The organism is Microbulbifer variabilis (assembly GCF_052467165.1).
Genome location: NZ_CP174301.1, coordinates 4,674,150 through 4,699,919, shown reverse-complemented (window position 1 = coordinate 4,699,919; position 25,770 = coordinate 4,674,150). Strand labels below are relative to the sequence as shown.

Below are 25,770 nucleotides of genomic sequence, written 5' to 3'. Positions count from 1 at the left end.
ATATCACTATGCCCCATATTTTTTAAGAAAAATTTTATCTGAAAAACGCTTTAACGAAAATTATTGTTCCGATGATTCAATCGAATTCCTCCAGGACAACTTTTCCCTTGGCTGCCTGGGATTCGATAAAAGCATGAGCCTTGCGCAGGTTTTCTGCGTTTATTTTCCCAAAATGCTGGCCAAGAGTAGTTTTAATTAACCGGCCATCAATCAATTCAGACAGTTCGCTGAGTAACTGGTGTTGCGCGCCCATATCTTCAGTTTCAAATAGTGAGCGGGTAAACATAAATTCCCAGTGTAACGAGATGCTCTTTTGCTTGAACGCTATCACATCGAGCGAATTGGGGTCATCAATTAAGGCAAACTTACCCTGGGGCTTTATGCACTTTACAATCTCAGCTTGGTGATCTTCCGTATTGTTAAGACTAACGACATAATCGACCTCATCAAGCCCGGCACCTGCCAACTCTTCACTCAAAGGATTATTGTGATTAATAACCTGATGCGCCCCCAGGCTTTCCAGCCAGGCTTTCGTCTCCGGCCGTGAAGCTGTGCCAATTACCGTAAGGTTGGTCAGGCATCGCGCCAGCTGAACCAAAATAGAGCCCACGCCCCCAGCGGCACCTATTACCAGGATGGACTTGCTATTGGCCCCTTTACCCGTCTCTACCTGTAAACGATCAAAGAGCATTTCCCAGGCGGTAATAGCAGTCAGGGGCAGGGCAGCGGCTTCCGCATCAGCCAGGCTATACGGCGCACGGCCAGCGATACGCTCATCTACCAACTGATACTGGGCATTGCTACCTGGGCGGGAAATATCACCCGCATACCAAACACGGTCACCAACGGTAAACTCAGAAACCTCATGGCCAATCTCTTTAACAATTCCTACCGCATCCCACCCCAGAACTTTCCAATGCCCCTCAGCTGGCGTCGCCCTGGAGCGCACCTTGGTATCCACAGGGTTTACCGATATCGCACTAACTTCAACCAGTAAATCTCTCCCAGACACTTTGGGAACCGGCAGAGAAATATCCTGCAGTGATTGAACATCGGAAATGGGCAGGGAATGTTGATAACCTACGGCCTTCATCATGGTGCAAATTCCTACTTATATAGCTTCGTTGAGATGGCTCCATCTTAAGCACCGTTACCCAATAGAAAAACCGCCCAAAAGTGTAAGGAGTTTCAAAAAATATTATAAAGTTCAAGCGGCTAACAAAGCGTTATGCCTTCCCACGAAAGCACAGCGCGACATACCGAGAACGGCCCGGGAAAATTTTTTGGAACTAGCTCAGAAAATCGCGCAACAGACTATTAAATCTGTCCGGCGCTTCCAGAAACACAAAGTGACTTCCCCCCTCGGAAGCTTCGATAATCTCCAGTCGCGAGCCTCTTATCTGCTTATGAATCCACTGTTGACACTCCACGGGATGGGGACTTGCCCTCCCAAAAATAATCAAAGTGGGTTTTTCAATACGGGGGATAAAATCCCGCCAATCGCGGGTAACATTGTCAACAAATAGGCGTGCCGCCAGTGCGCGGGGGAATTGTAAATTGACCGCAACCAACTCTTCCCTCTGTTGTGAAGTCATTGCAGGGGTCACCATGGACATCAAAATATCCCGGGTGGCCAGCTCTCCACCGGGTCCAATCAAACGGTTGGTAAACTGGTAGAGCCCGTTGGGTGTGATAATTGCCCCGGCATCCAAACACTGCTTTTCCGACCAGCCGGGATCGGCGAGAAGGGCAGCGGGTTCGTCGATAAAGATGAATTTTGAAACCAAGGAATCACCAAACATCTCCAGGTAATTCCAGATAACTGAGGCCCCGGCCGAATGACCGAGCAGGTAGAGTGGGTTTGGCCTTAGAGCCTCAATCAGCTCCTGCAGATCCTTGGCCAAACGCGCAACTCGATAACCATATGAGGGTTTATCAGAGAGGCCATGGCCGCGCATATCCAGTGCGATCACCCTCAGACGATCGCTCAATCCGGCGAGCTGATACTTGAACAGGGCAGCCCCTTGGGACCAGCCATGCAGAATTAATAGAGTGGGACCGGAACCTGCCTGCAGATAACGGAGAGTCACACCATCCGAAGTAGTAAATGCAAACTGCTCAGCAGGTTCATTCATAAGCCATCCGTGGCCATGTGGGATTTACTCTACGGTAACTGACTTAGCCAAGTTCCTCGGCTGATCTACATCGGTGCCCTTCAGTACCGCCACATGATAGCTAAGCAACTGCAAGGGTACTGTGTAGAGAATTGGCGCCAAGCTCTCTGGGGAATCCGGTACTTCAATCACGGTAACCCCCTCCTCACTAGCAAAGCCTGCTTTGGGGCTGGCAAAAACAAATAACTGGCCGCCACGTGCACGCACTTCCTGCAGATTAGATTTGAGCTTTTCCAGTAATTCATTATTTGGTGCCACAACAATTACTGGCATATCCGCATCTACCAGTGCTAGGGGGCCGTGCTTGAGTTCCCCAGCCGGATAAGCTTCGGCGTGAATATAGGAGATTTCCTTAAGCTTCAATGCCCCTTCCAGGGCAATTGGGAACTCGACACCACGTCCAAGGAACAGTGCGTGGTTTTTCTCTGCAAAAGCCTCGCTGCTGTGCTTAACCACCTTATCCAGATCGGTAAAGTCTTCCATCAGCTGCGGCAATTTATGCAGAGCTCCCACTAACTCCGCCTCTCGCTCAGATGAGAGGCCATTGGCCTTGGCCAAGGCAATACAGAATAATTGCAGGGCTACCAGCTGAGTGGTGAAGGCTTTTGTAGAGGCTACACCAATTTCCGGGCCTGCTTCAGTCATCAGGGACAATTCAGATTCACGCACCAGGGAACTGTTGGGTACGTTACAAATGGTCATGGAGGCCAGATAGCCGAGTTCCCGAGCCTGACGCAAAGCCGCCAGAGTATCGGCAGTTTCTCCAGACTGTGAAATGGTTACAAACAGGGTACCTGGACGTACTACCGTTTTACGGTAGCGCAACTCACTGGCCACCTCTACGGAACAGGGCACCCCGGCCCAATCCTCCAACCAATAGCGCGCAACCATACCCGCATGGTAGCTGGTACCACAGGCGACAATCTGCACCTGCTGCACCTGTGGCAAGATCTCTTGAGCGCGAGTACCCAGCGCCTGGGATAACACCGAGTGGTCACCAATACGTCCCGCCAGAGTTGCCGCCACAACTTCCGGCTGCTCAAAAATCTCTTTCTGCATATAGTGGCGATAGCGACCCTTGTCAGTTACGTCATGACCGCCATCGAGCTTGTGCACTGGACGACTAACTTCTTCCCCCTGCCTGTCCCGCACAGAAATACCGCTGCGACGCACCTCAGCAACATCGCCCTCTTCAAGGAAGATAAAGCGATCGGTAACTTGGCGTAAAGCCATAGGATCAGAGGCAATAAAATTTTCCTCAATACCAACACCTAAAACCAAAGGGCTGCCATAGCGCGCACAAGCCATAACTTCCGGCTCTTCACTGCTGATAACAGCGAGGGCGTAGGCCCCCTCAAGCATCTGTGTTGCTTTAGCTACGGCGTCCACCAGACTATGACCATCTTTACTCAGAGAGTGAATTAGATGTACGACCACCTCTGTATCAGTATCTGAGGCAAATTTATAACCTTTATCCTGCAAGTCTGAACGCAATGCTTGGTGATTTTCAATAATACCGTTATGTACCAGAGCAATATGTCCAGACATATGTGGATGAGCGTTTTCATTGGATGGAACCCCGTGGGTGGCCCAGCGGGTGTGAGCAATCCCCTGATGGCCCTCAGCGGGCTCAGCTTGAAGCTTGGCTTCTAAGTCAGCAACCTTACCCAGACTCTTGCGCAACTGTAGTTCGCCATCATCACTGCGCAGGCAAACTCCCGCAGAGTCATAGCCGCGATATTCCAGGCGGCGCAATCCTTCTAGTAGAATTTCAGTTACATTGCGCTGCGCGAGGGCGCCAACAATTCCACACATGTTTATCTCCTAATAAATCAATTTCTTTTATTTAATTCTGCTGCTCATTTAGCTCTACTGGAGGCTGCAGCACGGATTACCTGCACTCCCAGACCCTCAAGCTGTTGCTGTGCATCGTCACTCAGGCCTGTATCAGTAACCAGGGTATCTACTTGCTCCCATGGCAGTTCCAGGTTTGGAATACGCCTGCCCACTTTGCTGGATTCAGCCAAGACCACGACTTCGCGAGCAACTTCTGCCATCACACGCGATAAACCAATCTGCTCGTTAAATGTGCAAGTACCGCGCTTCAGGTCTATTCCATCGGCTCCAATAAAGGCGCGGTCGAAGTCGTAATCTCGCAACACCTGCTCTGCCACCTTGCCCTGAAACGCCTCAAAATGGGGGTCCCAGGTGCCTCCAGTCATAAGCAGCGTCGGTTCGTTTTCCAGTTCACGCAAAGCATTAGCTACATGCAGGGAGTTGGTCATCACCACCAGGCCGCGCTTACGCTCCAGTTCAGGAATCATTGCCGCGGTGGTGCGGCCATAATCGATCACGATACGGTGGTGATCGGGAATAAGTGCCGCCGCTGCACGGCCGATCACACGCTTAACCTCTGAGGGCCCTTCCTCTACTACCAGTTCCCGTGGCACCGGGATGGCGCCTCCGCGGCGACGCAGTAGCAGCCCATGATTTTCCATAGCGGTAAGATCCTTTCGGATCGTAACCTCTGAAGTTTCGAAGCGTCGTGCTAACAGCTCGACACTAGCCTCTCCCGCCTCATTGAGAAGGCTCATGATGCCGTGTCGACGTTGCTGTGTATTGCGTTTAGACATAAATGGCTATCTTTCATTTCGAAACTTAAAGATAGCAAAACGAAAGATAAGTTCCCACATTATTTTCCTCTCTGGCGATATTTACCGGAGAGTTATTGGGGGATGATTGCGTGATCAATATTTAGCGGGAAAGAGCCTGTAACATAGCCTGAAGAAAACGCGCTAATTCTCCACCTGTTACAGCTCTGTGATCAGCGCTGATTGAGAGAGGCAGCAGAGGGCGCATAGCTGGCCAGCGATCAATAATGACGACTCCCTGGCAAACCCGCCCAGCACCGACAATCGCTACCGTTGGGGGCAATACAACCGGAGTGGCGTAGCGGCCAGCAATAGTGCCGAAATTGGATAAAAGTATCGTCGCTCCCTGTAGATCGCTTTGTGCAATACCGGTTTCCCTGGCTTGGTGCTTAAAATCTGCAACCTGCTGCAATAGCTCTTCATCCGAGCGCCCCCCCACATCCCTAAGTACTGGAACAAATAGGCCCCTCGGGGAATCCACTGCCAATCCGATATTCACACCCTTCTGGAGAGCCAGCTGACCTTCCTGGTAGAGAGCATTGAGGGTCGGTTCAACTGTACAAGCAGCTTGCACAGCACGTACCAATCGCAACAGGGCCGGCGCGCTGCCCCACCAGCTGGAGATATCTGCATCATCACACAGGGTAATTTGCATTACCTGGTCTCGCGCCCGGCTCATGGAAAGCCCCATAGCCCGCCGTGCCGGCGACATAATCGTCTCGGGCTGGCTCCCGGTTGCAGTACTTTTGCTGGGAGAGGAAGGCGGCGAGGATGGGCTAACTTTTCTGGCAATCTTCTCCCTGGAGCCTACCGATGCAAGCACCTGGGATTCAGTCACCAGGGCACCGTTTTCTGAGAGTCGCTGCAAGTCCACCCCCAAACGCCGAGCCAAGGCACGCACTGAGGGTGTAGCCAGCCGCCTGGGGCCCTCTGAAAACCACTGTTCCGCGCTCAGGACATCTCGCCCCTGCTCCAACTTGCCGACAACTGTGCCGCCATCAAGGTGGGAGCTAGGTTCTTCTGCAGCTTGAGCAGGCTCTTTAATCACACCAGGGGCTTCTTCGGAGCTCCCGGGCGATATCTCCTCACCCCCGATATCCTCACCAGCGGTGACAAACCCAACCAGGGGTTCGCCTACATTGACGGTTTCATCCTCAGCTGCAAACAGCTTCTCAATTTTGCCGCCCCAGGGAGCTGGCACCTCCACGAGTGCCTTGGCAGTCTCAACCGTCACCAGGCTTTCATGGGCGGCAATCGTATCTCCTTCACTAACATGCCACTCTCGCACAACCGCATCGGGCAACCCTTCACCAAGATCCGGCAGGGTGAAAACTTTCATACTGCACCTCCATTGGCATAATCGAGTGCTTTGCGCACCGCAGCCAAAATTCTCGGGGCTCCCGGCAGATATTCATCCTCCAGTTGGAAGTACGGCATTACGGTATCGTAACCAGTGACACGCTGAACTGGAGCATGTAGCAGGTCGAAGGCATATTCGTTAATCTGCGCCACCACTTCAGCCCCCAGGCCACAAAATCTTGCAGCTTCATGTATAACCACACATCGGTGTGTTTTCTCCAGGGAGTCAATTACGGTGTGGATATCCAGTGGCTTTAAGGTGGCGGGATCAATCACCTCAGCTTCAATACCTTCTTCAGCGAGTTGCTCAGCAGCCTGTAAAGTTTCCTTGAGGGAGGCCCCCCATGAGATCAGAGTGACATCAGTACCCTCCCGTAAAACAAATGCTCGATCCAGTGGCAGAGCATCACCGCTATCCGGTACTTCCTGGCGCGCCGCACGGTAAATGCGCTTCGGTTCAAGGAATACAACCGGGTCTGGATTGCGAATGGCCGCCAGTAACAACCCATAAGCCCGCGCCGGAGAGGAGGGCACGACTAAGCGCAATCCGGGAATATGGGCAAAAAGGGCCTCGGTGCTTTCCGAGTGATGTTCTGGAGCATGGATACCGCCACCGTAAGGCGCCCTATATACAATGGGGCAAGACAAGCGTCCGCGAGTGCGGTTTCGGTAGCGGCCAGCGTGGCTGAGGATATGGTCCAGTGCGGGATAGATAAATCCCATGAATTGGAACTCCGCCACGGGGCGCAATCCTTGGGCAGCCATACCAATGGCAATCCCTGCAATCATGGTTTCAGCCAAAGGCGTATCCAAAACCCTGGCACTTCCAAACCTATCCTGCAGCCCTTCAGTAGCTCGAAACACGCCTCCGTTTACCCCCACATCCTCGCCGAACACCACCACCCTCTGATCCGCCTGCAATTCAAAGGCCAGAGCCTGTGTGATGGCTTCTACAAGCGTGATCTCGCCCATCAGTTTTCTCCCCGCAGTTGTTGATACTGCTCCAGAAAGGCCTCGGGCAGAGTTTCATAGAGGTGATCAAAGATCGCGGTAGCTGCATCCCTGGGAGTGTCCCGGTATTCCTGCACCGCCTTTTCCAACGCCTGGTTCAGCTCCCTTTGCATTTCTTCTTCCTGGGAATCCCCCCAGAACCCATGAGCCTGCATATAGCTGCGTAAACGACGCAATGGCTCCCGCGACCAGGCTTCCTTCAGAGCCTGTTCTGGCTGGTAACGACTGGCATCATCAGCGGTGGTGTGATCGCATAAACGATAGCTGACCGCCTCAACCATAGACGGACCCGCCCCCCTGCGTGCTCGTTCCACGGCATCCCCGACAGCCTCTCGCACCGCAATCACATCATTTCCATCGACCTGTAAACTGGGTATGCCTGCAGCGATCGCTTTTTGCGCAAGGGTTTTACAAGCAGTCTGCTCGGAGCGGGGTAGGGAGATAGCCCACTGGTTATTATTGATCACCACCACCAGAGGCAGCTGCCAGTCTCCCGCAAGATTGATAGCCTCGTAGAAATCCCCACGCGATGTTGATCCGTCCCCACCAGTAGTAACAGCAACCCGCATAGGCTCACCAAGCTGTTCATGTTTGTATTTGAGGGCGAAAGCGACCCCAGCCCCATGCAGCATTTGTGTGGCGATGGGAACGCTTAGAGGCAGATCCTCGCGGGCGTGGCGGAAGTTTTGACCGCGCTCATCCCCACCCCAAATAGCGTAGATTTCCTGAATAGTGACACCCCGCTCCAGCAGGGCGCCGGTTTCGCGGTAATTTGGGCAGTAGACATCCTCTTTTGCCATGGCTGCACCGACACCTACGCCAATAGCTTCCTGCCCAAGACTGGACGGGTAGGTACCGAGCTGGCCTGTGCGCTGCATTTTTACCGCGCGATCGTCCACTAATCGGGCAAGGGCCATCTGGCGATAAAAAGCTACCAGGGTATCGGGGGTAGCAAAATCTGGTAGCGCCTGGGTCGTATGTCCACGTTCATCCAAATACTCTAACGAGGCAATATCAAAGCTGGCGAGCAGTTGCATTCTTGGCTTGTGCATCGGGCCATTCCTTGTGTTCCCGATGCGCAAGTTTAATGGATGGGTATCAGCACAGAGTGCGCGAGAAGGGATCCTCCGCCGGAATTCAATATCCCACCGGAGAATTCCTGAAAGATGGGGGTTGGCTAGCTCTTTTTGGTCGGACGCTGCCAACCATTGATATTACGCTGCTTGCCCCGAGCCACCGCCAGTTCTTCGCTGCCCACCTCACGGGTAATCGTTGAACCGGCACCCACAGTTGCGCCGCTGCCTACTTTTACTGGGGCTACCAGTGCAGTATTGGAGCCAATAAATGCCCCATCACCAATTTCTGTCAGCGATTTGTTCACACCATCGTAATTACATGTGATGGTGCCAGCACCGATATTCACAGCCTCACCTATAACTGCATCCCCGACATAGGAAAGGTGATTTATCTTACTGCCAACACCAACTTTCGCCTTTTTGGTTTCAACAAAGTTGCCCACTTTGGCACCGGCTGCCAGTTCTGTGCCTGGACGCAAACGAGCAAAGGGGCCTACGGTACAGGCTTCCCCCACTTCGGCATCCTCAATAATGGAGTTGGCCTCTACCCGGGTACCATCTGCAAGATGACAATTCTTCAGCAAGCAGTTGGGACCAATTTGTACGCCTTTCCCCAGAGTGACTCGCCCCTCAAAGATACAGTTAATATCGATAGAAACATCGGTATCGCACTCGAGACTACCGCGGATATCAATACGCGCTGGATCGAACAGGGTAGTGCCAGCATTCATGAGGGCCAAAGCTCGACTGTGCTGTAAAGCCCGCTCCATTTGTGCCTGTTGCGAGCGACTGTTCACTCCGGAAACTTCCAGGACATCGCTGGCGCGCACGCCGGTTACTGCCATCTCCTCACTTACTGAACGAGCAATCACATCAGTCAGGTAATACTCACCCTGCGCATTGTCACAGGAAAGCTCCGGAAGCCAACGGGATAACAACTCTGCCGGTGCAGCAAGAATACCGGTATTTACCTCGCGGATAGCGAGTGTATCCGCATCGGCATCCTTCTCCTCCACGATGGCGAGTACCCTGCCAGCCTCATCACGCACAATACGCCCATAACCGGCGGGATTGGCCATCTCCACAGAAAGTAATGCCGGGCCCTTGTCCGCCGCCGATAACAGCGACTGCAGAGTCCCTGATTTTACCAGCGGTACATCGCCGTATAGCACTAACACTGTGGCGCCCTCACGAAAATTTGGGATTGCCTGGGCAACGGCGTGGCCAGTACCCAATTGCTCTGCCTGCTCCACGAAATGAACGCCACTATCGGCGAAATGCTCCCGCACCATCTCAGCACCATGTCCGATCACCACTGTGATTTCCACTTCTCCCAACTGCCTGGCAGCCTCGATCACACGTCCCAACATGGGGATTCCGCCAATCGGATGTAGCACTTTGGGCAAATCTGAATGCATACGGGAGCCTTTACCCGCAGCCAAAATCACAACGTCGATAGTCATTTTGATTTGAAATCTCACTAATTTCGCTAAATTGAGGCTATTGTCTCCAGTCCTCCAGGCTAACTCAACCCAACCCGGCAGCCTGGCGCTCGGCGCATTGCGTTTGCCGCCGGACAGTGATCCCGGTAATTTACCAACCGCAAAATCAATAACTTGCCCACTACAACAGAACAGTTAAAGCCATCGCCTTGCAAAGCGGTGGGGGGAAATTGTCCATGAATACAATCAAGCAGATAAAACCGAAGCGCCATCTATTGGCACTGACGACCTTGGCACTGGCTTTGCCACTAGCGGCGACAGCAGAAAGCCCAAAGGAAGAGCAATCCTGGGATATCAACAAGCCGGCTTATGAATTTAAGCCAATCCAGCTGGATACCCGCGAGACTACCTGGAGCAACCTGGATATCAGCCCGGATGGCAAAACCATCCTCTTCGATATGCTCGGCGATATCTACACTGTGCCCGTCGCCGGTGGTGAAGCTGTAGCCTTGACCAATGAAATCGCCTGGAATATGCAGCCTCGCTTCAGCCCAGATGGCAAGACTATTGTGTTTATCAGCGACCGAGACGGCGCCGACAATATCTGGCTCATGGATCGCAATGGAGAAAACCTACGTCAGCTCACAACTGAAAAGGAAAACCTGCTGCACTCGCCGAATTGGAGTCCAGATGGCCAGTACCTGGTGGCACGCAAAGGATTTATGTCCGGGCGCAGTATCCCCGCCGGTGAGATCTGGATGTACCACTATGGTGGAGGTGAAGGCCGCCAACTGAAAGAGCGCATTGGTGGCGATATCGCCCAGAAAAACATTGCCGACCCGGCTTTCTCCCCAGATGGACGCTACGTCTATTACTCCATCGACACCACACCGGGTACCGTATGGGAATACAATAAGAACTCCACCAAGGAAATTTTTGCGATCAAGCGCTACGACCTGCAGGACGGTGAAGAGGAAACCTTTATCTCCGGCCCCGGCGGTGCAGTAGCTCCTGTACCCTCTCCAGACGGCAGCAAGCTGGCCTTTATCCGACGCCAGGACAACCAGACTTCCCTATTTCTGAAAGACCTTAACACCGGCCTCGAAACCCCGGTTTATTCCGGTCTTGAGCGCGACCTGCAGGAAATCTTCGGCCCGCACGGCAACTATGTGCAGTACGATTGGATGCCCGATGGCGAATCGCTGATCGTATGGACCGGCGGTAAATTCCTGCGCATTTCAATAAACGGTGACAGCGTCGCGCCAATTGAAGCCCATGTGAAGGTAGAGAAGCAGGTCGCCGACGCGGTACGCTTCCCTGTCGAAGTGGCCCCTGAAACCTTCGATGTGAAGATGATTCGCTGGGCGCAAAAGTCTCCCAACGGCAAGCAGGTCGCTTTCCAGGCCTTGGGCAAGATTTATATCCAGGATATCGACAGCGGTGAGCACCGCCGCCTGACTCGCCAAAATGACCACTTTGAGTTCTACCCCAGCTGGTCCCGCAACGGCCGCGAGATTACCTATGTCACCTGGGATGACCAAAAACTTGGCCATGTACGCGTGGTTTCCGCTCGTAACGGTCGCGGCAAAAACATCACCGAACAACGCGGTCTATACGTAGAGCCAACTTTCTCCCCCAGCGGTGATACGGTGGCTTACCGTCGCTTTACCGGCGGCTACCTGCTGAGCCCCGAATACTCATTAGAGCCGGGTATCTATCTTGCAGACGCCGATGGTGACTGGCAGCGACGGGTCGTGAAGTCTGGCTATGAGCCGCATTTCGGCGCCACCGATGACCGTATTTACTTCTCTGAATACGTTGGCGCCAACGGTGGTAAGCGTGTGTTGAAGAGCACCAACTTGGAAGGCAAAGATGAGCGCGAGCACCTCCACGGGGCGGAGATCACCTCCTTCCGACTGTCCCCGGACGGCAAGTGGGTCGCCTTCACCCAGGACTTCAGAGCCTTCGTTGCTCCCTTTATGCACACCGGCAAGTCCGAGGTGATCGGCCCCGACAGCAAAGCGGTTAAAGTCACCCAGGTATCCAAGCGCGCCGGTGAAAACCTGCACTGGTCCGCCGATAGCGAAACCTTGGGCTGGGCTCACGGACCTAAGTTGTTCGAACGCGAACTTAAGGATGCCTTCGAGTTTGTCGCCGGTGCCCCTGAGGCGCTGCCAGAACCGGTCTCCGAAGGTATTGACCTGAGCTTTGAGCAACCCTTCGACAATCGCGCAGGTCTCGTTGCCCTGACCGGCGGCAAAGTCGTCACTATGCGCGATGCGGAGAACACCCGTGAAATTATCGAGGATGGCGTGGTTCTGTTCCGGGGCAACCGCATTGTCGCGGTGGGTCCGGCAGCAGAAGTGGAAATCCCCGCTGAAGCGAAGCGCATTGATATTACCGGCAAAACCGTATTGCCTGGACTGATTGACGCCCATGCCCACGGTGCCCAAGGGCGCGAAGAAATTATCCCGCAGCAGAACTGGAATCTGTTCTCCAGCCTGGCATTTGGCGTGACCACCATTCACGACCCCTCCAATGACAGCAGCGAGATCTTCTCCGCCGCAGAAATGCAAAAGGCCGGCCTGATTACCGGGCCGCGTATTTTCTCTACCGGCACCATCCTCTACGGCGCCAAAGGCCCGGGCTACAAAGCCAAAATCAACTCTCTGGAAGATGCCCAGTTCCATGTGAACCGCCTAAAAGAAATGGGCGCCATCTCGGTGAAGAGCTACAATCAGCCCCGCCGCGACCAGCGCCAGCAGGTGCTGCAGGCAGCTCGCGAAGCCGGCATTATGGTGGTGCCCGAGGGCGGCGGTAAGTACCAACACAATATGAATATGATTGTGGATGGGCATACCGGTATCGAGCACTCACTGCCAATCGCCAATGTTTACGGCGATGTGGAACAACTGTGGAGCCAAACCCAGGTGGGTTATACGCCGACTTTCGTCGTGGCCTACGGCGGTCTCTGGGGTGAGGAGTATTGGTATGACCGTACCGAAGTATGGAAAAACGAGCGCCTGACCCGCTTTACCCCCGACTTTATCGTTAACCCTCGTTCTATCCGTCGCCCCACTGCGCCAGATGCCCACTACAACCACTTTAATGTGGCCCGCCAGGCCAAGCAGCTGCGCGATGAAGGTGTCACCGTACATATCGGCGCCCACGGCCAGCGCGAAGGACTGGGGGCGCACTGGGAGATGTGGATGATGGAGCAGGGCGGTTTTACCCCCTGGGAAGCCTTCCGCGCCGGTACCATCGACGGCGCTCGCTACCTGGGTATGGATAGCGATATCGGTAGTATCGAAGCAGGAAAGCTAGCTGACCTGATCGTGATTGATGGCAATCCATTGGACAATCTACGCCTGTCCGAAAACATTACCTATACGGTAATTAATGGCCGTGTGTTCGAAGCGGAAACCATGAACGAAGTCGGTGCTGGCGAACGCTTGGCATTCTTCCACGAACGCCTGCCTATCAGTGCGATGCCTGCTCCTACTGCGAAAGCGGTAGAAGAAAAAATGGAGCGCCACCACTGGGTGCACTGATCTCAACCATATACTGAGGTGTTAACAAAAGGCCGGGAAACATCCCCGGCCTTTTTATTTGGCTTGAAATTATATTATTTAGATCGCCTGCGCCCTCCCAACTTGTGCCAGAGAATGGCACGGTACATTGCTACAGGAAGCCGAAAGATTCCCGTGACTAACCACCAGAATGACTCGTAGATGGCAATGGTCTGATCTGCCAAAGGGTGATCCCGCTCAAGCCGTTCGGGATAGTGGTCATGTCGTAACACCCCACGATTAAACAAAAACCCTCTTACAGGTTTACTAATTCGCCAACTAAATGATTTTGTCAAGCGGGTCAGGTTATCAGCGAGATAGCTTTCAGATGGAATCTTTTGGTTTGTCATTAATTCGAAGTAATGAGCTTTGGACTGATTCTCAATCTGCCAATCATTATTAAAATCCGGCGGTGACAGCCAGTCACTTCCCTGGAACCCGTTCATCGTACGTAAATCCAATGTGTACTTAGGAATAGATTCCTGATTTTTTATTATAGATTTTGAAATATAATACACATCTGCATTCATCCGATCCGGATTTTTCAACTCTCTTTCCAGCCTTTTCTTGAAGCCAGCTCGAAACTTAAAATGGAAAAGATATGCACAGTTATCACTTAAGGGTATCGGAGTACACGCATGTGTTGAACGTATATATTGAAAATCTGGTCGCCAATACACAAGGGGTATTTTATAGGATTTTACAAAATAGTTGGAAATGCCTGATATCTGTGCTCTGGCTCTAGAGCGAATCTCAAAGAAAGGGAAAGCCTGTATACGCTTCTTTATATAACTTTTATATGGAACACAATTAGGAGCTATAGCCATCAACTCAGCAAGAGTTTCTGCATTAGTAGGATCTCCCTGTAAATTATCACTAAAAAAATCGATCAGTGGTGTATATAGGGCAAAAGCCAACTCCTTTTGCATACAGCGGGTGGTCTGATCCAATGAAACTTGATTGCTTTTTGCAGGTAACTGAAGAAACTCATCGGCATCAACTACAAGGGTCCACTTTCCCAAACAATATTCCTTGGCGATTTTATTAACCCAATCAACCCCTGCATTAGCCTGAGGGTAACCTCCATCAACCGTATAAAGTTGAACATCTTTCTGTTTCAATAAATAATCAATGGAATTATCAGTGCTACCAGTATCTACCAAGTGAAAACATGTAACGCCTAAAGAACGATAATGATGAAGAAATACAGGTAAGATATCTAGCTCGTCTCGGAAAACACAAATGAGTGGGAAAGTAGTGTCTTTTGCTGCTTCGATAAGCTTAATGGACTTCAAACTTTCACCCTGACGAATTTACGCAATCTTCGCATCGTTTTCTGTATAATACCCGGCTTATACTTCGCAGCTTTAGCTTTATTGTTTTCTTTCTGCTGTTTTCTAAACAATAGAAGACTTTTGTCCTCAGAATCCAATCCTTTTAAATAAGGGCTAATTTGACGGAATTCCCCTTCCTCTTGGAAATGGTTCCTCTCTTTCATAGAATTTTTACTGGTTCGATAGTAATATAATGGGTCTGGGTAGTAAGATATCTTTACTTTTTCAAAAATTAGCTTGCTATAAAACTCAATATCATCTTTCCCGGTTCTATATCTCTCTGTATAACCTCCATATTTTTTGAAAAGGGAAGTTTTTATTAAGCAAGTTGCATCCCCAACAATATTCACCTTAGTCGCCCAAGCTTTAGCTGGCCCCATAAAACGAATCTGGGTTCCGAGTTTACTCTCAGCTGTATTTGGCTCTCCTGCACCACTAAATCTAATAGAACTACAAGTTAAGCAATCAATACCTGAAAAGATTGCCGCACGGACTAACTTGTCTACCATATCTTGCATCATGACATTATCATCATCAAAAAACAGAAGATAGTCACCATTGGCATTCCTTGCTGCAGTATTCCGCGCAGCACCTACATATCTGTTTTCCTGATAAATAAATTGCCAACCCCTATCTTTATAGCGGTCTTCAAAAATCTTGAGAGCTTTCAATGTATTATCAGAAACACTACCGTCATCGACAATAATTACTTCAACATTTTTATAACTTTGTCTATCTATACTATTTAAGGCCTGATCAAGAAGATCTGGTCTCTCGTAGTGAGTTACGCATATTGAAATAAGAGGTAAAACAGCGGTAGATTTAGTCTTTTTAATTGAAACTAGGTGCTCTTGGCCATGCCACTGTTCCCAGACTTTAATAGATTTACTCAACCGTTCATGCTTTATACCTGGACAAGGAAGCTCCTTTATATGAACTGCCAGTTTATTTGCAAGGGAAATATGGTTAGGTTTAAAAAGTATTTTTTCAACACTCTTTTTATCTAGTAACTCGGATGTGCCACCGGTGTCCGCCGCAATAAATGGTATACGAGCAGCAAGACATTCGTATACTGCAATGGGCGAGTTCTCCAACAAAGCAGGGATAATAGCTAGGCGTCCATCTCCACTCAGGTATTCTACAGCTTCCAGCGAGTTAAAATTACTTTTATATTCAATTTTAGTTTTCCAGTTACCTTGATTTTCCTCAATAAATTTACGAGCATCAAAACGATGAGAAAGTCCACCTAAAAAAGTTATTTTTGGCAGCTTTATTCCCTTTACAGAAAGAGTATTAAGGGCATTTACAAATAATATAATTCCCTTCCGAGGCTCTAAACGCCCAAAGAACACCCACTCTCGAGTAACCGATATAATTTTACTGTTATTTTTTTTTCTATCTGGCATCAGGTCATCGATAAAGACATTCGGCCAATAAAAGCTCCGCTCAGGAAGATTATATTTATTTCTTACCATCCATTGAAAAAGGTGGTTGCTGCCACAAATAAGCGTATCCGCCATTTCAGCACTTTTACGCTCCATAAAAACCCAACCGAGCTGCCGTTCCTCCTTAAGGAACTGTTGATTTCCCTCAGCAGACCATAGCGTGGGAGAGGATCCCTTTACAGCAAAATGCATATTCTGAAATGCAATACCAAGTTTCTTAGCCAGTAGAGCAATATATGCCATGCCTCGCCACTCTGAAACATGGACAACATCAAAACAATTTTCGTGTTGCTTAAGCCATTCATAAGCTGCATATGGCATTGCCATAGTTCGAGCCATTGCAGTTTTTGCAAGAATTTGCGGGGCGATACTAAAAAAATCAATATTATATTTTTCAAAAAAACTCTTGGTTCTTTGCATCTTTATAGGGTTTTTTGCTAAGCCATTTACAAAGCAAATAGTAACTTTATGCCCAGAACGCTGTAAAAAAACGGCCAGATGATAATAAGCGGTTCCTATGCCTCCATTTTTTATTGGGCCAAAAATATCTTCTGTTATTATGCAGATACGCCTTAACCTCAGGGTATCTTCAAATTTGATATCCTGATGAAGTTCTTTCATTATATGGCGGCCTTACATCGCTACTAACATTTGCTTGAGGTAACGTAGACGCCCATTTCTTAAAATTAACCCATTTTCCTTTACACGTATCGTAATTTCAGAGTTTTCTTGCTTAATATCAGGGGTTAATGCAAACCTAAAACCATACCAAGCCAGCTTTGGATTCCTCGTACCAAATCGCTCAATATAACGGTTAGCAGTAGCCTCTGCGATCACAGTTCCATTAAGTTCCAAAACAACAACTAGATTACGTGTTATGTTGCTTCTGTCCCAAGCCCAACCCTCTATAGAACGAGGATCAATTGCAAAAAGTTCACGGGGTGGGATTGATCCCTTGATTGGAGAGCCTGTATACCCCTTCATTAAACGTTGTAGAGTTGTACCAGACTTTTGCATTAACATCTGGAAGCTGAACCTTGATTTAACCCCATGCTCTTCCGCTTTATTTTGATCATAAATAATTTTGGCAAAATCATGTTCAGAATCAGATACTTCTATAGAGTGCTTATCACTATTCACTTCACTGACTTCAGTTCCTTCCAAGTGATTAAATTCACCATTTTCTGAACTATATTGGTGCATTTCACCAGAATTTAACTCATCAAAATTAGATTGTTCATTTTTAGAGAAAAGGCTCCAGCTTAACTTTTGATTAAATAGTTCTTCAACGGCCAGTTCATTTAAAATAGGGCTCCCAGAAATTGCTGCAAAAACATTTTTTGATAACTTAATAACCCGAATAAATCGGGTATAACTCATTTCATTTTCTTCTAAAATGAATTTAATATTAAAACGTTCCCCTTCCTCCCAGCTATCAGGTATAGGAAATCTATGTAAAGTCAGATCATCTTCTTTTTTTTCAAAAGAAATCGACTGGCTCTCTCCATTTACTATAAGCTGTCTTTTTCCTATACCATTTGCAACACAAAGCAGATGAGAATTTCTTTCATCTAAGCCAACGACAACTCTTGGATTCCGATTTTTCATCTTTCTAGGTCTATCGGCGTGCACAAGCCATACAGCTTCTTCCTCATGTCGTTGTTTATCTCGATAAAGTGCTGGTTTCAGTCTCGATCCAACTACTTGTGATCCAGGAAGAAGAGCAAGCTTCCGGTAAGCTATGTTTTCGTTTTCTATCAAAGGCATTGAGCGAAGATATATTGAATTGGCATTATGCTGAGAATCTTCAAGCTCCTCTAAGTAACATTCACTCTCTAAATAGCATTCAGGAATTACCATTAACTCCAGTCCGTAATCCTTACTTGCCCTTAAAATATACTCTTGCAACAAACCATAACGAATATCATATGGTAGTAAATCTCCGACCTTGACAGATACAGCTTTAGGAATGCAGACAACATTCGTTCCGATAGAGTTTCCAAATGATATTTCTGAAACAATATCACTTCCAATTGGCATTACAATTTTGTTGTCAGGGAGAGAAAGGAAACTTGTAATAAGATAATTCTGTCCTAGCAAGAGAGTCTTGCGTAATGCTGTACAAAATCCTAAAACAAATCTTGACGCTGTACCATCACATAATATACAAGCATCGGAGTTGCTCTCCTTTAAGCTGCAATCAAACGCAATGCCCGCAGGAAAGCCGATAAAATCAATAACTTTTGAGTCTATGCCCGATTCTTGGAGTAAATCACAGGCCTGTATTGCAATTTCCTCCAAGGCCGGGTCAATTATTATAAATTTGACAGAGTCAGGTTTATCACTTATCAAGGATTCCGCAAATTCTATCGTATTACTCGCTTCACGCAACAAGACCAATACTTCTAAACGTGGTGTTACGGCCTCATTAATGATCTCTGGTTCCTCGGCTTTAATATTTATAGCTTTGTAAATGGCATCACTACCTTGATACTCAGCAAACAAATCAGCAAGATAAGCATGAAATCCATACCACACATCTAGATTTTTTTTATTGTCAAAGCTGCTATGAGCCACTCTATGTCCATTTTCAAGAACTTTACTTAATCTCTCAGCGAGCTCATGGGCGTATGGAGCGATAAGACAAGTATCATGGTCTTCTACATTTATAAGTTCAGGTGTGCCACCAACACGAGTGGCTATAAAGGGAATATTATTTTCTAAAGCCTCATATACAGCCATGGTGGAATTTTCAATTAGCGAAGGCATAATAGCTATCATATCTCTAGAACATAAAAAAGACAGAGCCTCCGGTTGATTACAATCCGTTATGCAATTAACTTCAAAGCTCCATGACAAAGCTTTTCGTTCGATATAATCTGAAACCTTCTCATTTTTCTGATTGGGGAGTGCCTCACCATACTTACCAAGAAAATTCACCTTGGCTGGTGGATTCCCAGCACGTTCCAGAAGGTCAAGTGCATTGCAGAAAAGTTCAATACCTTTTCGCATCTCTAGCCGACCAAAGAAAGTTAGTTCCTGGGTTTTAACAAGGTCACCAGGCTTTCTATCAGGGCGTAGATCATCTACATGTACTTCGGAAAAATCTAAGATATTTGGTTGTACATAGGAAGCATATGGAAGTTTATAACCAACATAACGCATAAAACAAAGTAAGTGAGCACTACCGCCAATGACCATATCAGCGAACTCAACACATTTCTGTTCGGCAAAACTTGCCGGTAGAAGCTCCCTCTTTGAGATAGGCTGCATCTGATAGTGGCGATTCCAAAGATGCGGGGAAGAGGTTTTAACAATAAATAAAGTTTCCTGAAACGCCAGCCTCAATTTCTTCGCCATAAGTGCATAGATCAATCCTCCACGCCACTCTGAGGTATGAACAACATGAAACCGATCTTGTTCTGCCAACCACCGGTAAGCCGCACTATATCGTCTCTGCCAATTTTGTGAGGGACCTATGATCGTCTCTTCTGCGTGAGCCAAGTAGTGAAGGGATACCCCAAAGCTGGAAAAATGCTCTATCCAATGTTCAGGCGTTTCGTTTTCAACTTTTTCCCCTTTTAAATAGAGCACATGTACTTCATGGCCATGAGCGGCCAAGCCCTTTGCTAAATGGTAATAAGTTGAAGCGATACCCCCATTCCTTACTGGCCCTAAAATTTCTTCTGTTGCAATACAGACACGAAGTTTATTATCCGATTCAATGCCGGCATAGGCGTTGAGATCAGGAAATTCTTCGACTGCAAATTTATCAATCTGCATTCTCTAGAACCCTCTGATTAAGTCTACCTACTACCGTATTTTCATTATCGATAAAATAGTTCCAGGTTTCTTTGATACCACTTACAAGTTCTGTGCCTGGTAAAAATCCTAGATGCTGCTTTGCTTTGGAAATATCAGTAAAATTGTGACGAACTTCTCCAACTCTGAATCCATGGTAAACTAATTTTAAATTATCATTTTCACCAGTAATCTGTTTTAGCAAAGAGATAATTTCGTTCACAGAAGTTGGCCTTCCACTACCGAGCTGAAAAACTCCACTTTGCCTTGCTTCTAATGCCTTTATAATGCCCTGACATAAATCACCGACAAAGATAAAATCTCGTGTTTGACTACCATCACCATAAATTTCGCAAGGCTCTCTTTTTAAAATTCTTTTCATAAAAGCCGCTATAACGCTACCTTTATGTAAAGAAAGTGGGCCATAGACATTCGAAAATCTTAGAGACGTAATAGTAAGCCCATAACTTTGAGTATATGCGGAGCAGTAGGCCTCCGCCGCGGCCTTAGATGCACCATATGCTGACGACGGGTTTATGGGCATTAACTCATGTACTGGTGGTACAACGTCTCCGATAATAGCACCGCCGGTTGAGGCATTAACAAGACACTTAACACCCTTTCTGCGCATAGCTTCCAGAATATTTACGGTTCCTTGAACATTTACCTCAAAATTATGGGCAGGATTTTTTATTGAATCGATAACTCCCGTGTCAGCTGCTAAATGGACGATGGCATCAACACCTGCTACTGCTTCGTCTACGGTTTTTTGGTCTCTTATATCTCCCCTAATAAAATGATGGGGATACCGGGATAATGAAGTAATACTCCCGGTAGCCTCATTATCCAAGACCAGAATTTCATCATATAAACCCATCTCACTCAGGATTTTGATCAAATTCGAGCCAATGAAACCGCAACCACCAGTAATAAGGATGCGCTTAGGCATAACTTTAGCCACCTGGAAAGACTAAGAAATGGGTTCAGCTACTTCACCAATTTTTTCTTGATAGGAAACATCTGCAAGCTCATTACTTCGCGTCCAATAGGATATACAGGGAATTTTGGAGTAGTCTGCTCGATTTCGATAACGCTCTGTTATCTCTGTAATTTCATTCAGAAGACTATCCTTTATAAGCGCAGGCCTCCATCCGAAAGAACGTAAAAGGTCATTGCGTACATTTAAATCATTTCTTTCCGCTTCTCGTCTTGGATTTGGAAGATAACTAATTTCACAGTTAGTAAGTGATTGAACCAATTTTGCCAAATCAGAAAGCGTCTGAGTCTCTGCCATTTGATTCAATATCATTGGCCGATCCCCCTCGGAAGGTGGGTGTAGTAGCGCTTGTTCCACGCACTTACAGGTATCAGAAATATGAATAAATGCCCGTGTCTGGCCTCCAGTTCCATGTACAGTGAGAGGAAAGCCTACTGTGGCTTGCATTAAGAATCTGTTTAATACAGTGCCATAATCACCATCGTAATCGAAACGATTTATAAGTCTCTCATCCAGGCTCGATAGCTCGGTTTGGGTACCCCATACAATCCCCTGATGCAAGTCAGTAATTCGAAGCTTATCGTTCTTCGCATAGTACTGGAACATTTGGGCATCCATGGTTTTGGTCATATGATAGATGGAGCCCGGGTTTGGCGGATATACGATAGAATCAGAAATTTCTCTTCCATCCATCGTATCAATTTTTACTTCTAGATAGCCCTCAGGTATAGGAATAGGCTCCTCATGACCATAGCCATAAACGCCCATTGTACCTAAATGTATAAGGTGAATATCAAGTTGCGATTCTACGATTGCATTTAGAATATTATGCGTTCCACAAATGTTGTTCGATACCGTATAGTTCTTGGTTTCACTACTTTTCATTGAATAGGGTGCGGCACGCTGCTCACCAAAGTGAATAATACTGTCCGGTTTTTCCTCTTTTATGAAATTTAGAAGCTCTGGATATTCCTTCGAGACATCCATTTCAACAAAACGAATATTTTTCCTGGTCAAATCAAACCAAGCAGCCGTCCGCTCTTCCAGCTCACATATAGGGGTCAAAGACTGAACATTAAGCTCTTTATCAATTCTTCTTCTAGAAAAGTTATCAAGAATAATAACATCATGACCAAGATTGCTAAGGTGTAAAGAGGTTGGCCACCCACAAAAGCCATCGCCTCCAACTATTATTAGTTTCAAAGACCCACCTCCATGATATTGTAACTAGCTATATTTACTAGTCGATCCATTTATTGCGAAAAAATAATTATTTTCTGATGCACACTTGAAACATGCCATCTTACGAAATCCAATTTATAACACACGCTACTATGGATTACCGGTTATACGAGTTAGCATCCGCGCCAACTTTTTTGGGTCAAGGCTTGATTACTTTTTCCAGAAAAAATAAATTTATTCTTTGACACATGAATATTTCATGTTTATTAGTATAAGTATATTCAGTGCATTATTTTGGTATAGCTCTCTATTAATAAAATATAATTGCACCATATTTGATTTAAACCATGCGCAACTGCACCCAATTGCAGCATGCAAGTTAATATCCACGCCAAAACTACTTGGTTACTATTACTTGGAAAATTAAATGTCTACTTTAGAAATCAATCAGTTAGATAATTTCGAACAAGGCAAGCAAGCAGCTTTGTCTGGTGAGATAGATTTGGCAAGAGAGCTTTTACGACCAATTGCCGACCTGAATCCATTCCATCCGGCAACCTATTTCTTATGCTATGCAGAATCGAAAAAAGGATCGATTTTAAATTGTGATAAGTATGTTTTGACATTTATTTCCAGACATCCGCACCATGTCGGTATGCGAACAATATCCGCTATGCTAAATATTGCCAAGGGTGACATTGATCAGGCAGAAAAAGATATAAAGATTGCACTAAAATGCAATCCCGAGCATAAGCGAGCCCTTAAGGTACTCGAACAAACAAAGCTTATTCGTATTGAAAACAGCGCTAGGGAAGCAATTGAAACTCTTGATACATCTAAATCTCACCCTGCTTTCTCCAAACTTTCCAGATCAAAAGCTGCAAAACAGCTTAAAAAAATTGAACCGCTGGAAGATTGGGACAATCACGAGTTGCAAGCAAAGATTGCTTTTTTCCATAACTGTACAAATGTGCGCCACGCCCTCAAAAATTTTGATTCAGATCTTATCAGTAGTGCCGTTGAACTTGGGTACTGCACCTGGCCAAGGAAATTGCACAAATATGTACGAGGGTGCAATGTACTAGATGTTGGTTGTGGTTTTGGTGGTTATGCAATGGGGTACCTTTGTGCCGGTGCCAATAGTTACACCGGTGTAGACCCAGCTATGTCTCTTGACTCCAGGAGAGTAAGAAATAAACGCATTAGGAAGTGGGTAAATGCACCAATGTCTGGGCAGGACATTATTGATTTAATTCCTGACATCGACTTACGTCAATGCTCTACTCGCGATCTGGTGGGTTCCAAAACTTTCGATACGATATGCCTTCACAATGTAACAGAGCACCTTCTTGAAATTGAAGGTGTGTTTGAGGATATTGCTAGTTTACTAGCCAAAGGCGGTAAGGTGGTTTTTCTCCACCATAACTTTTATGGCTGGAGTGGACATCATATGCCACCTCACAACCCATCACTCCTTGATGAGAGCAATCCGGATCATCTCAAGTTTTGCGATTGGAATCATATTAATATCGTTCGGGAGCTGCCTCACGATCACTACTTATATACACACTTAAATCGAATTCGGATCGATGAAATACGAGCTTTAACACGTAAATATTTCAATATCGAAACCTGGGAACTACAGCCCTCACCAGAATCAGTCCTAAAACGGTTAACTCCACAGATTGAAACTAAGGTTAGAGAAACAATACCTGACATTACACTTGATGAGCTAAAAACAAATGTTGTTTTCTGTGTAGCTTACGCAAAATAGACAACTACTACTTATCTGTTGGAGTAACACAATGTACACCATTGAAAATGCTGAAGTTTCAAGAGGGTGCTATGTACATCCTGAGATATCATTTTCCGAAGCACAAGTTCCGCAGTCAGTATTCGACATACCAGGTATGGTTTCTGTAGCAGAAAGAAAACTACTCTATTCTTTAGCATCAAAAAATTATAAAAAAAATGGATTCATTATTGATGCTGGCAGCTTTATGGGAGCGTCTGTTGTTTCATTAGCACAAGGGTTTCTCAATAATCCCGAGATTGACTCTAAGAAGCATACAAATATCTTAAATAGGAAGCCCATTAGCAGTTATGAGCTTGGCTTTTTACCTAAACCTGCAAATGGTACAGACCGGGTGTGGGAATGTGGTTCCCTTACCTATCAGTTTGGTGATTCATTCGTTCCCATATTGGAGGAAAGCGTCTCCCCATATAGCTCCTTAGTTGATCTTAATATAGGTGATTTCAATGAGTTTAGTTGGTCAGAAGATCCTATTGAGATTTGTTTTATTGATGTATGTAAAACAAAGGAGCTTAACAAACATGTGTCAAAGCAGTTCATGCCAAAGCTAATTGAAAATAAATCTTTCTTTATTAATCAAGATTTTTTCTTTGATCGACTTCCCTGGATTAAAGTTACCATGGGATATCTTGATAAATATTTCGAATGGTATGGACAAGTATTTTCTAGTTCTATATACAAATGTAAGAAGTCTATTCCGAAGGAAGTCGCGGAATATGATCCATTTATAGAGGCAACACTAGATGAGTGTCTGAAATTACACGATATGCACCCCAATGAACATCTATCTGACTCATATAAACTACGCATGAGTTTATCTCGTTCTTATTTGATAGCAATGAAAGGACGGAAGGACGATGCTCTTGATTATTTGAAAGATGTTGAGAAAGAGTACGAACACATAATGGATGAAAATACTTCTGTAGATAGGAATGATCGTTTTCGCTTCAACAGAACAGCACGGCAAATAAAGGCAGGAATTTTATAAAAACAGTTAATTTATCTAGAATAATACTTATACAGTTTTTTTCGTATTTAGGTTGTTCTAAACACAGAGCAGCCTGGGATTACCTATTAACTTATATTTCGGTAGAAAACCTTTCATTTTCACTTGAAAAATATGAACATATCATGAATGCAAAAAACTAACATTTAAATTTCACTTAGATTTATTCAATTCTATAAAGATATCATAGCCAGCAGGTACCACATGCTGGCTACTCTTAATAACTAATATTAAGATGAAAATTTTAGGTTTCACTCATTTCTATATTTAATGCATCATCCAGCAATTGAGCCTTTTTGAATGCCTTTCGTTCCGACAGGCGTTCAACATATTTCTGATACTCTTCACGCTTCTCTATGGTACCAAATTTTAACCCCCACCAAAGCTGCGAGCCTATATATAAATCTGCAGCAGTAAAACGTTCCCCTGTAATATAGGGACTGGAAGTAACCGCCCCCGATAAAGTATCTAATGCCAATTGATAATTACCATAACCTAACATTTGCTGCTTATCAATTCCGGCCTGCTCCCCGAAGATATACTTATTTACAACCGCAGACTCTACAGGCCCAGCAGAGAAGAACATCCAACGGTAATACTTTGCTCGTTCAATATCATTTTGAGGGGCTAGACCAGCGTCAGAAAATACTTCAGCAAGATAAATACAGATTGCGGCTGCTTCGGTTATTACTCGCTTGTTATGAACTAGTGTAGGTACCTTACCCATTGGATTTAACGATAAGTACTCTGGGGTTTTCATTGCTTCCCCATATTGAAGTACTATTACCTGGTAGGGTACCTCAAGTTCTTCCAACATCCAGCGTATAATGCCACCGCGAGACTGTGGGTGTGTGTACAGTGTTATATCATTAGTCATAGTTCTCTCCTTGATTATGAATTCCATTCACAG

Annotated in this window: 17 protein-coding genes; 3 read left to right on the top strand and 14 right to left on the bottom strand. The window is 46.5% G+C overall.

The features are described from left to right. Positions 1-76: 76 nt before the first annotated feature. The 8 genes from ACJJIP_RS20890 to glmU form a co-directional block, all read right to left on the bottom strand. Positions 77-1,096, bottom strand: coding sequence for a zinc-binding alcohol dehydrogenase family protein (locus ACJJIP_RS20890; protein ID WP_444945921.1), 1,020 nt, complete (start codon positions 1,094-1,096; stop codon positions 77-79). A 193-nt stretch (positions 1,097-1,289) separates the two neighbouring features. Next, positions 1,290-2,135, bottom strand: coding sequence for an alpha/beta fold hydrolase (locus ACJJIP_RS20885; protein ID WP_353375860.1), 846 nt, complete (start codon positions 2,133-2,135; stop codon positions 1,290-1,292). A 24-nt stretch (positions 2,136-2,159) separates the two neighbouring features. Next, positions 2,160-3,989: a glutamine--fructose-6-phosphate transaminase (isomerizing) gene (gene glmS, locus ACJJIP_RS20880; RefSeq protein WP_444945920.1), complete on the bottom strand. Its 1,830-nt coding sequence runs from the start codon at positions 3,987-3,989 to the stop codon at positions 2,160-2,162. Between the two features lie 44 nt (positions 3,990-4,033). Beyond that, positions 4,034-4,807 carry a DeoR/GlpR family DNA-binding transcription regulator gene (locus ACJJIP_RS20875; protein WP_026305148.1) on the bottom strand — a complete coding sequence of 258 codons (774 nt, stop codon included), beginning with the start codon at positions 4,805-4,807 and terminating at the stop codon, positions 4,034-4,036. Positions 4,808-4,928: 121 nt separating this feature from the next. Then, positions 4,929-6,164 (bottom strand): dihydrolipoamide acetyltransferase family protein, encoded by a 1,236-nt coding sequence (locus tag ACJJIP_RS20870; RefSeq protein WP_444945919.1) that lies wholly within the window; start codon positions 6,162-6,164, stop codon positions 4,929-4,931. Next, positions 6,161-7,156 (bottom strand): alpha-ketoacid dehydrogenase subunit beta, encoded by a 996-nt coding sequence (locus ACJJIP_RS20865; RefSeq protein WP_020413914.1) that lies wholly within the window; start codon positions 7,154-7,156, stop codon positions 6,161-6,163. Before ACJJIP_RS20865 ends, ACJJIP_RS20870 begins: the two co-directional genes overlap by 4 nt. Next, on the bottom strand, positions 7,156-8,247 hold the full coding sequence (gene pdhA, locus ACJJIP_RS20860; protein WP_020413913.1) for a pyruvate dehydrogenase (acetyl-transferring) E1 component subunit alpha: 1,092 nt from the start codon (positions 8,245-8,247) through the stop codon (positions 7,156-7,158). The genes ACJJIP_RS20865 and pdhA overlap by 1 nt, the downstream gene beginning before the upstream one ends. Before the next feature lie 125 nt (positions 8,248-8,372). After that, entirely contained in the window at positions 8,373-9,734 is a 1,362-nt protein-coding gene (glmU, locus tag ACJJIP_RS20855; RefSeq protein ID WP_444945918.1) for a bifunctional UDP-N-acetylglucosamine diphosphorylase/glucosamine-1-phosphate N-acetyltransferase GlmU, read from the bottom strand. A gap of 215 nt (positions 9,735-9,949) precedes the next feature. Between glmU and ACJJIP_RS20850 the strand changes: the two genes are divergently transcribed. Beyond that, positions 9,950-13,264: an amidohydrolase family protein gene (locus tag ACJJIP_RS20850; RefSeq protein WP_444945917.1), complete on the top strand. Its 3,315-nt coding sequence runs from the start codon at positions 9,950-9,952 to the stop codon at positions 13,262-13,264. A gap of 74 nt (positions 13,265-13,338) precedes the next feature. Here the strand turns inward: ACJJIP_RS20850 and ACJJIP_RS20845 are convergent, their stop codons facing one another. From ACJJIP_RS20845 to ACJJIP_RS20825, 5 genes are read right to left on the bottom strand one after another with little or no spacing between them, the layout of a single operon-like run. Continuing rightward, entirely contained in the window at positions 13,339-14,577 is a 1,239-nt protein-coding gene (locus ACJJIP_RS20845; RefSeq protein WP_211214935.1) for a glycosyltransferase family 2 protein, read from the bottom strand. Next, on the bottom strand, positions 14,574-16,682 hold the full coding sequence (locus ACJJIP_RS20840; RefSeq protein WP_020413909.1) for a glycosyltransferase: 2,109 nt from the start codon (positions 16,680-16,682) through the stop codon (positions 14,574-14,576). The genes ACJJIP_RS20845 and ACJJIP_RS20840 overlap by 4 nt, the downstream gene beginning before the upstream one ends. 12 nt (positions 16,683-16,694) lie before the next feature. Beyond that, entirely contained in the window at positions 16,695-19,844 is a 3,150-nt protein-coding gene (locus tag ACJJIP_RS20835; protein ID WP_444945916.1) for a glycosyltransferase family 4 protein, read from the bottom strand. Further along, entirely contained in the window at positions 19,834-20,811 is a 978-nt protein-coding gene (locus ACJJIP_RS20830) for an SDR family NAD(P)-dependent oxidoreductase (RefSeq protein WP_020413907.1), read from the bottom strand. Before ACJJIP_RS20830 ends, ACJJIP_RS20835 begins: the two co-directional genes overlap by 11 nt. A 21-nt stretch (positions 20,812-20,832) precedes the next feature. Continuing rightward, positions 20,833-22,062: an NAD-dependent epimerase/dehydratase family protein gene (locus ACJJIP_RS20825; RefSeq protein ID WP_444945915.1), complete on the bottom strand. Its 1,230-nt coding sequence runs from the start codon at positions 22,060-22,062 to the stop codon at positions 20,833-20,835. A gap of 406 nt (positions 22,063-22,468) precedes the next feature. On the opposite strand from ACJJIP_RS20825, the gene ACJJIP_RS20820 reads away from it, so the two are divergent. Together ACJJIP_RS20820 and ACJJIP_RS20815 are read left to right on the top strand one after the other, a co-directional pair. Next, positions 22,469-23,815: a methyltransferase domain-containing protein gene (locus ACJJIP_RS20820; RefSeq protein ID WP_282952050.1), complete on the top strand. Its 1,347-nt coding sequence runs from the start codon at positions 22,469-22,471 to the stop codon at positions 23,813-23,815. Between the two features lie 31 nt (positions 23,816-23,846). Beyond that, positions 23,847-24,842, top strand: a complete 996-nt coding sequence (locus tag ACJJIP_RS20815) for a hypothetical protein (RefSeq protein WP_353375851.1) — start codon at positions 23,847-23,849, stop codon at positions 24,840-24,842. 262 nt (positions 24,843-25,104) lie between these two features. Here ACJJIP_RS20815 and ACJJIP_RS20810 read toward each other — a convergent pair whose 3' ends face one another. Next, on the bottom strand, positions 25,105-25,737 hold the full coding sequence (locus tag ACJJIP_RS20810) for a glutathione S-transferase family protein (protein ID WP_444945914.1): 633 nt from the start codon (positions 25,735-25,737) through the stop codon (positions 25,105-25,107). Positions 25,738-25,770 lie beyond the last annotated feature (33 nt).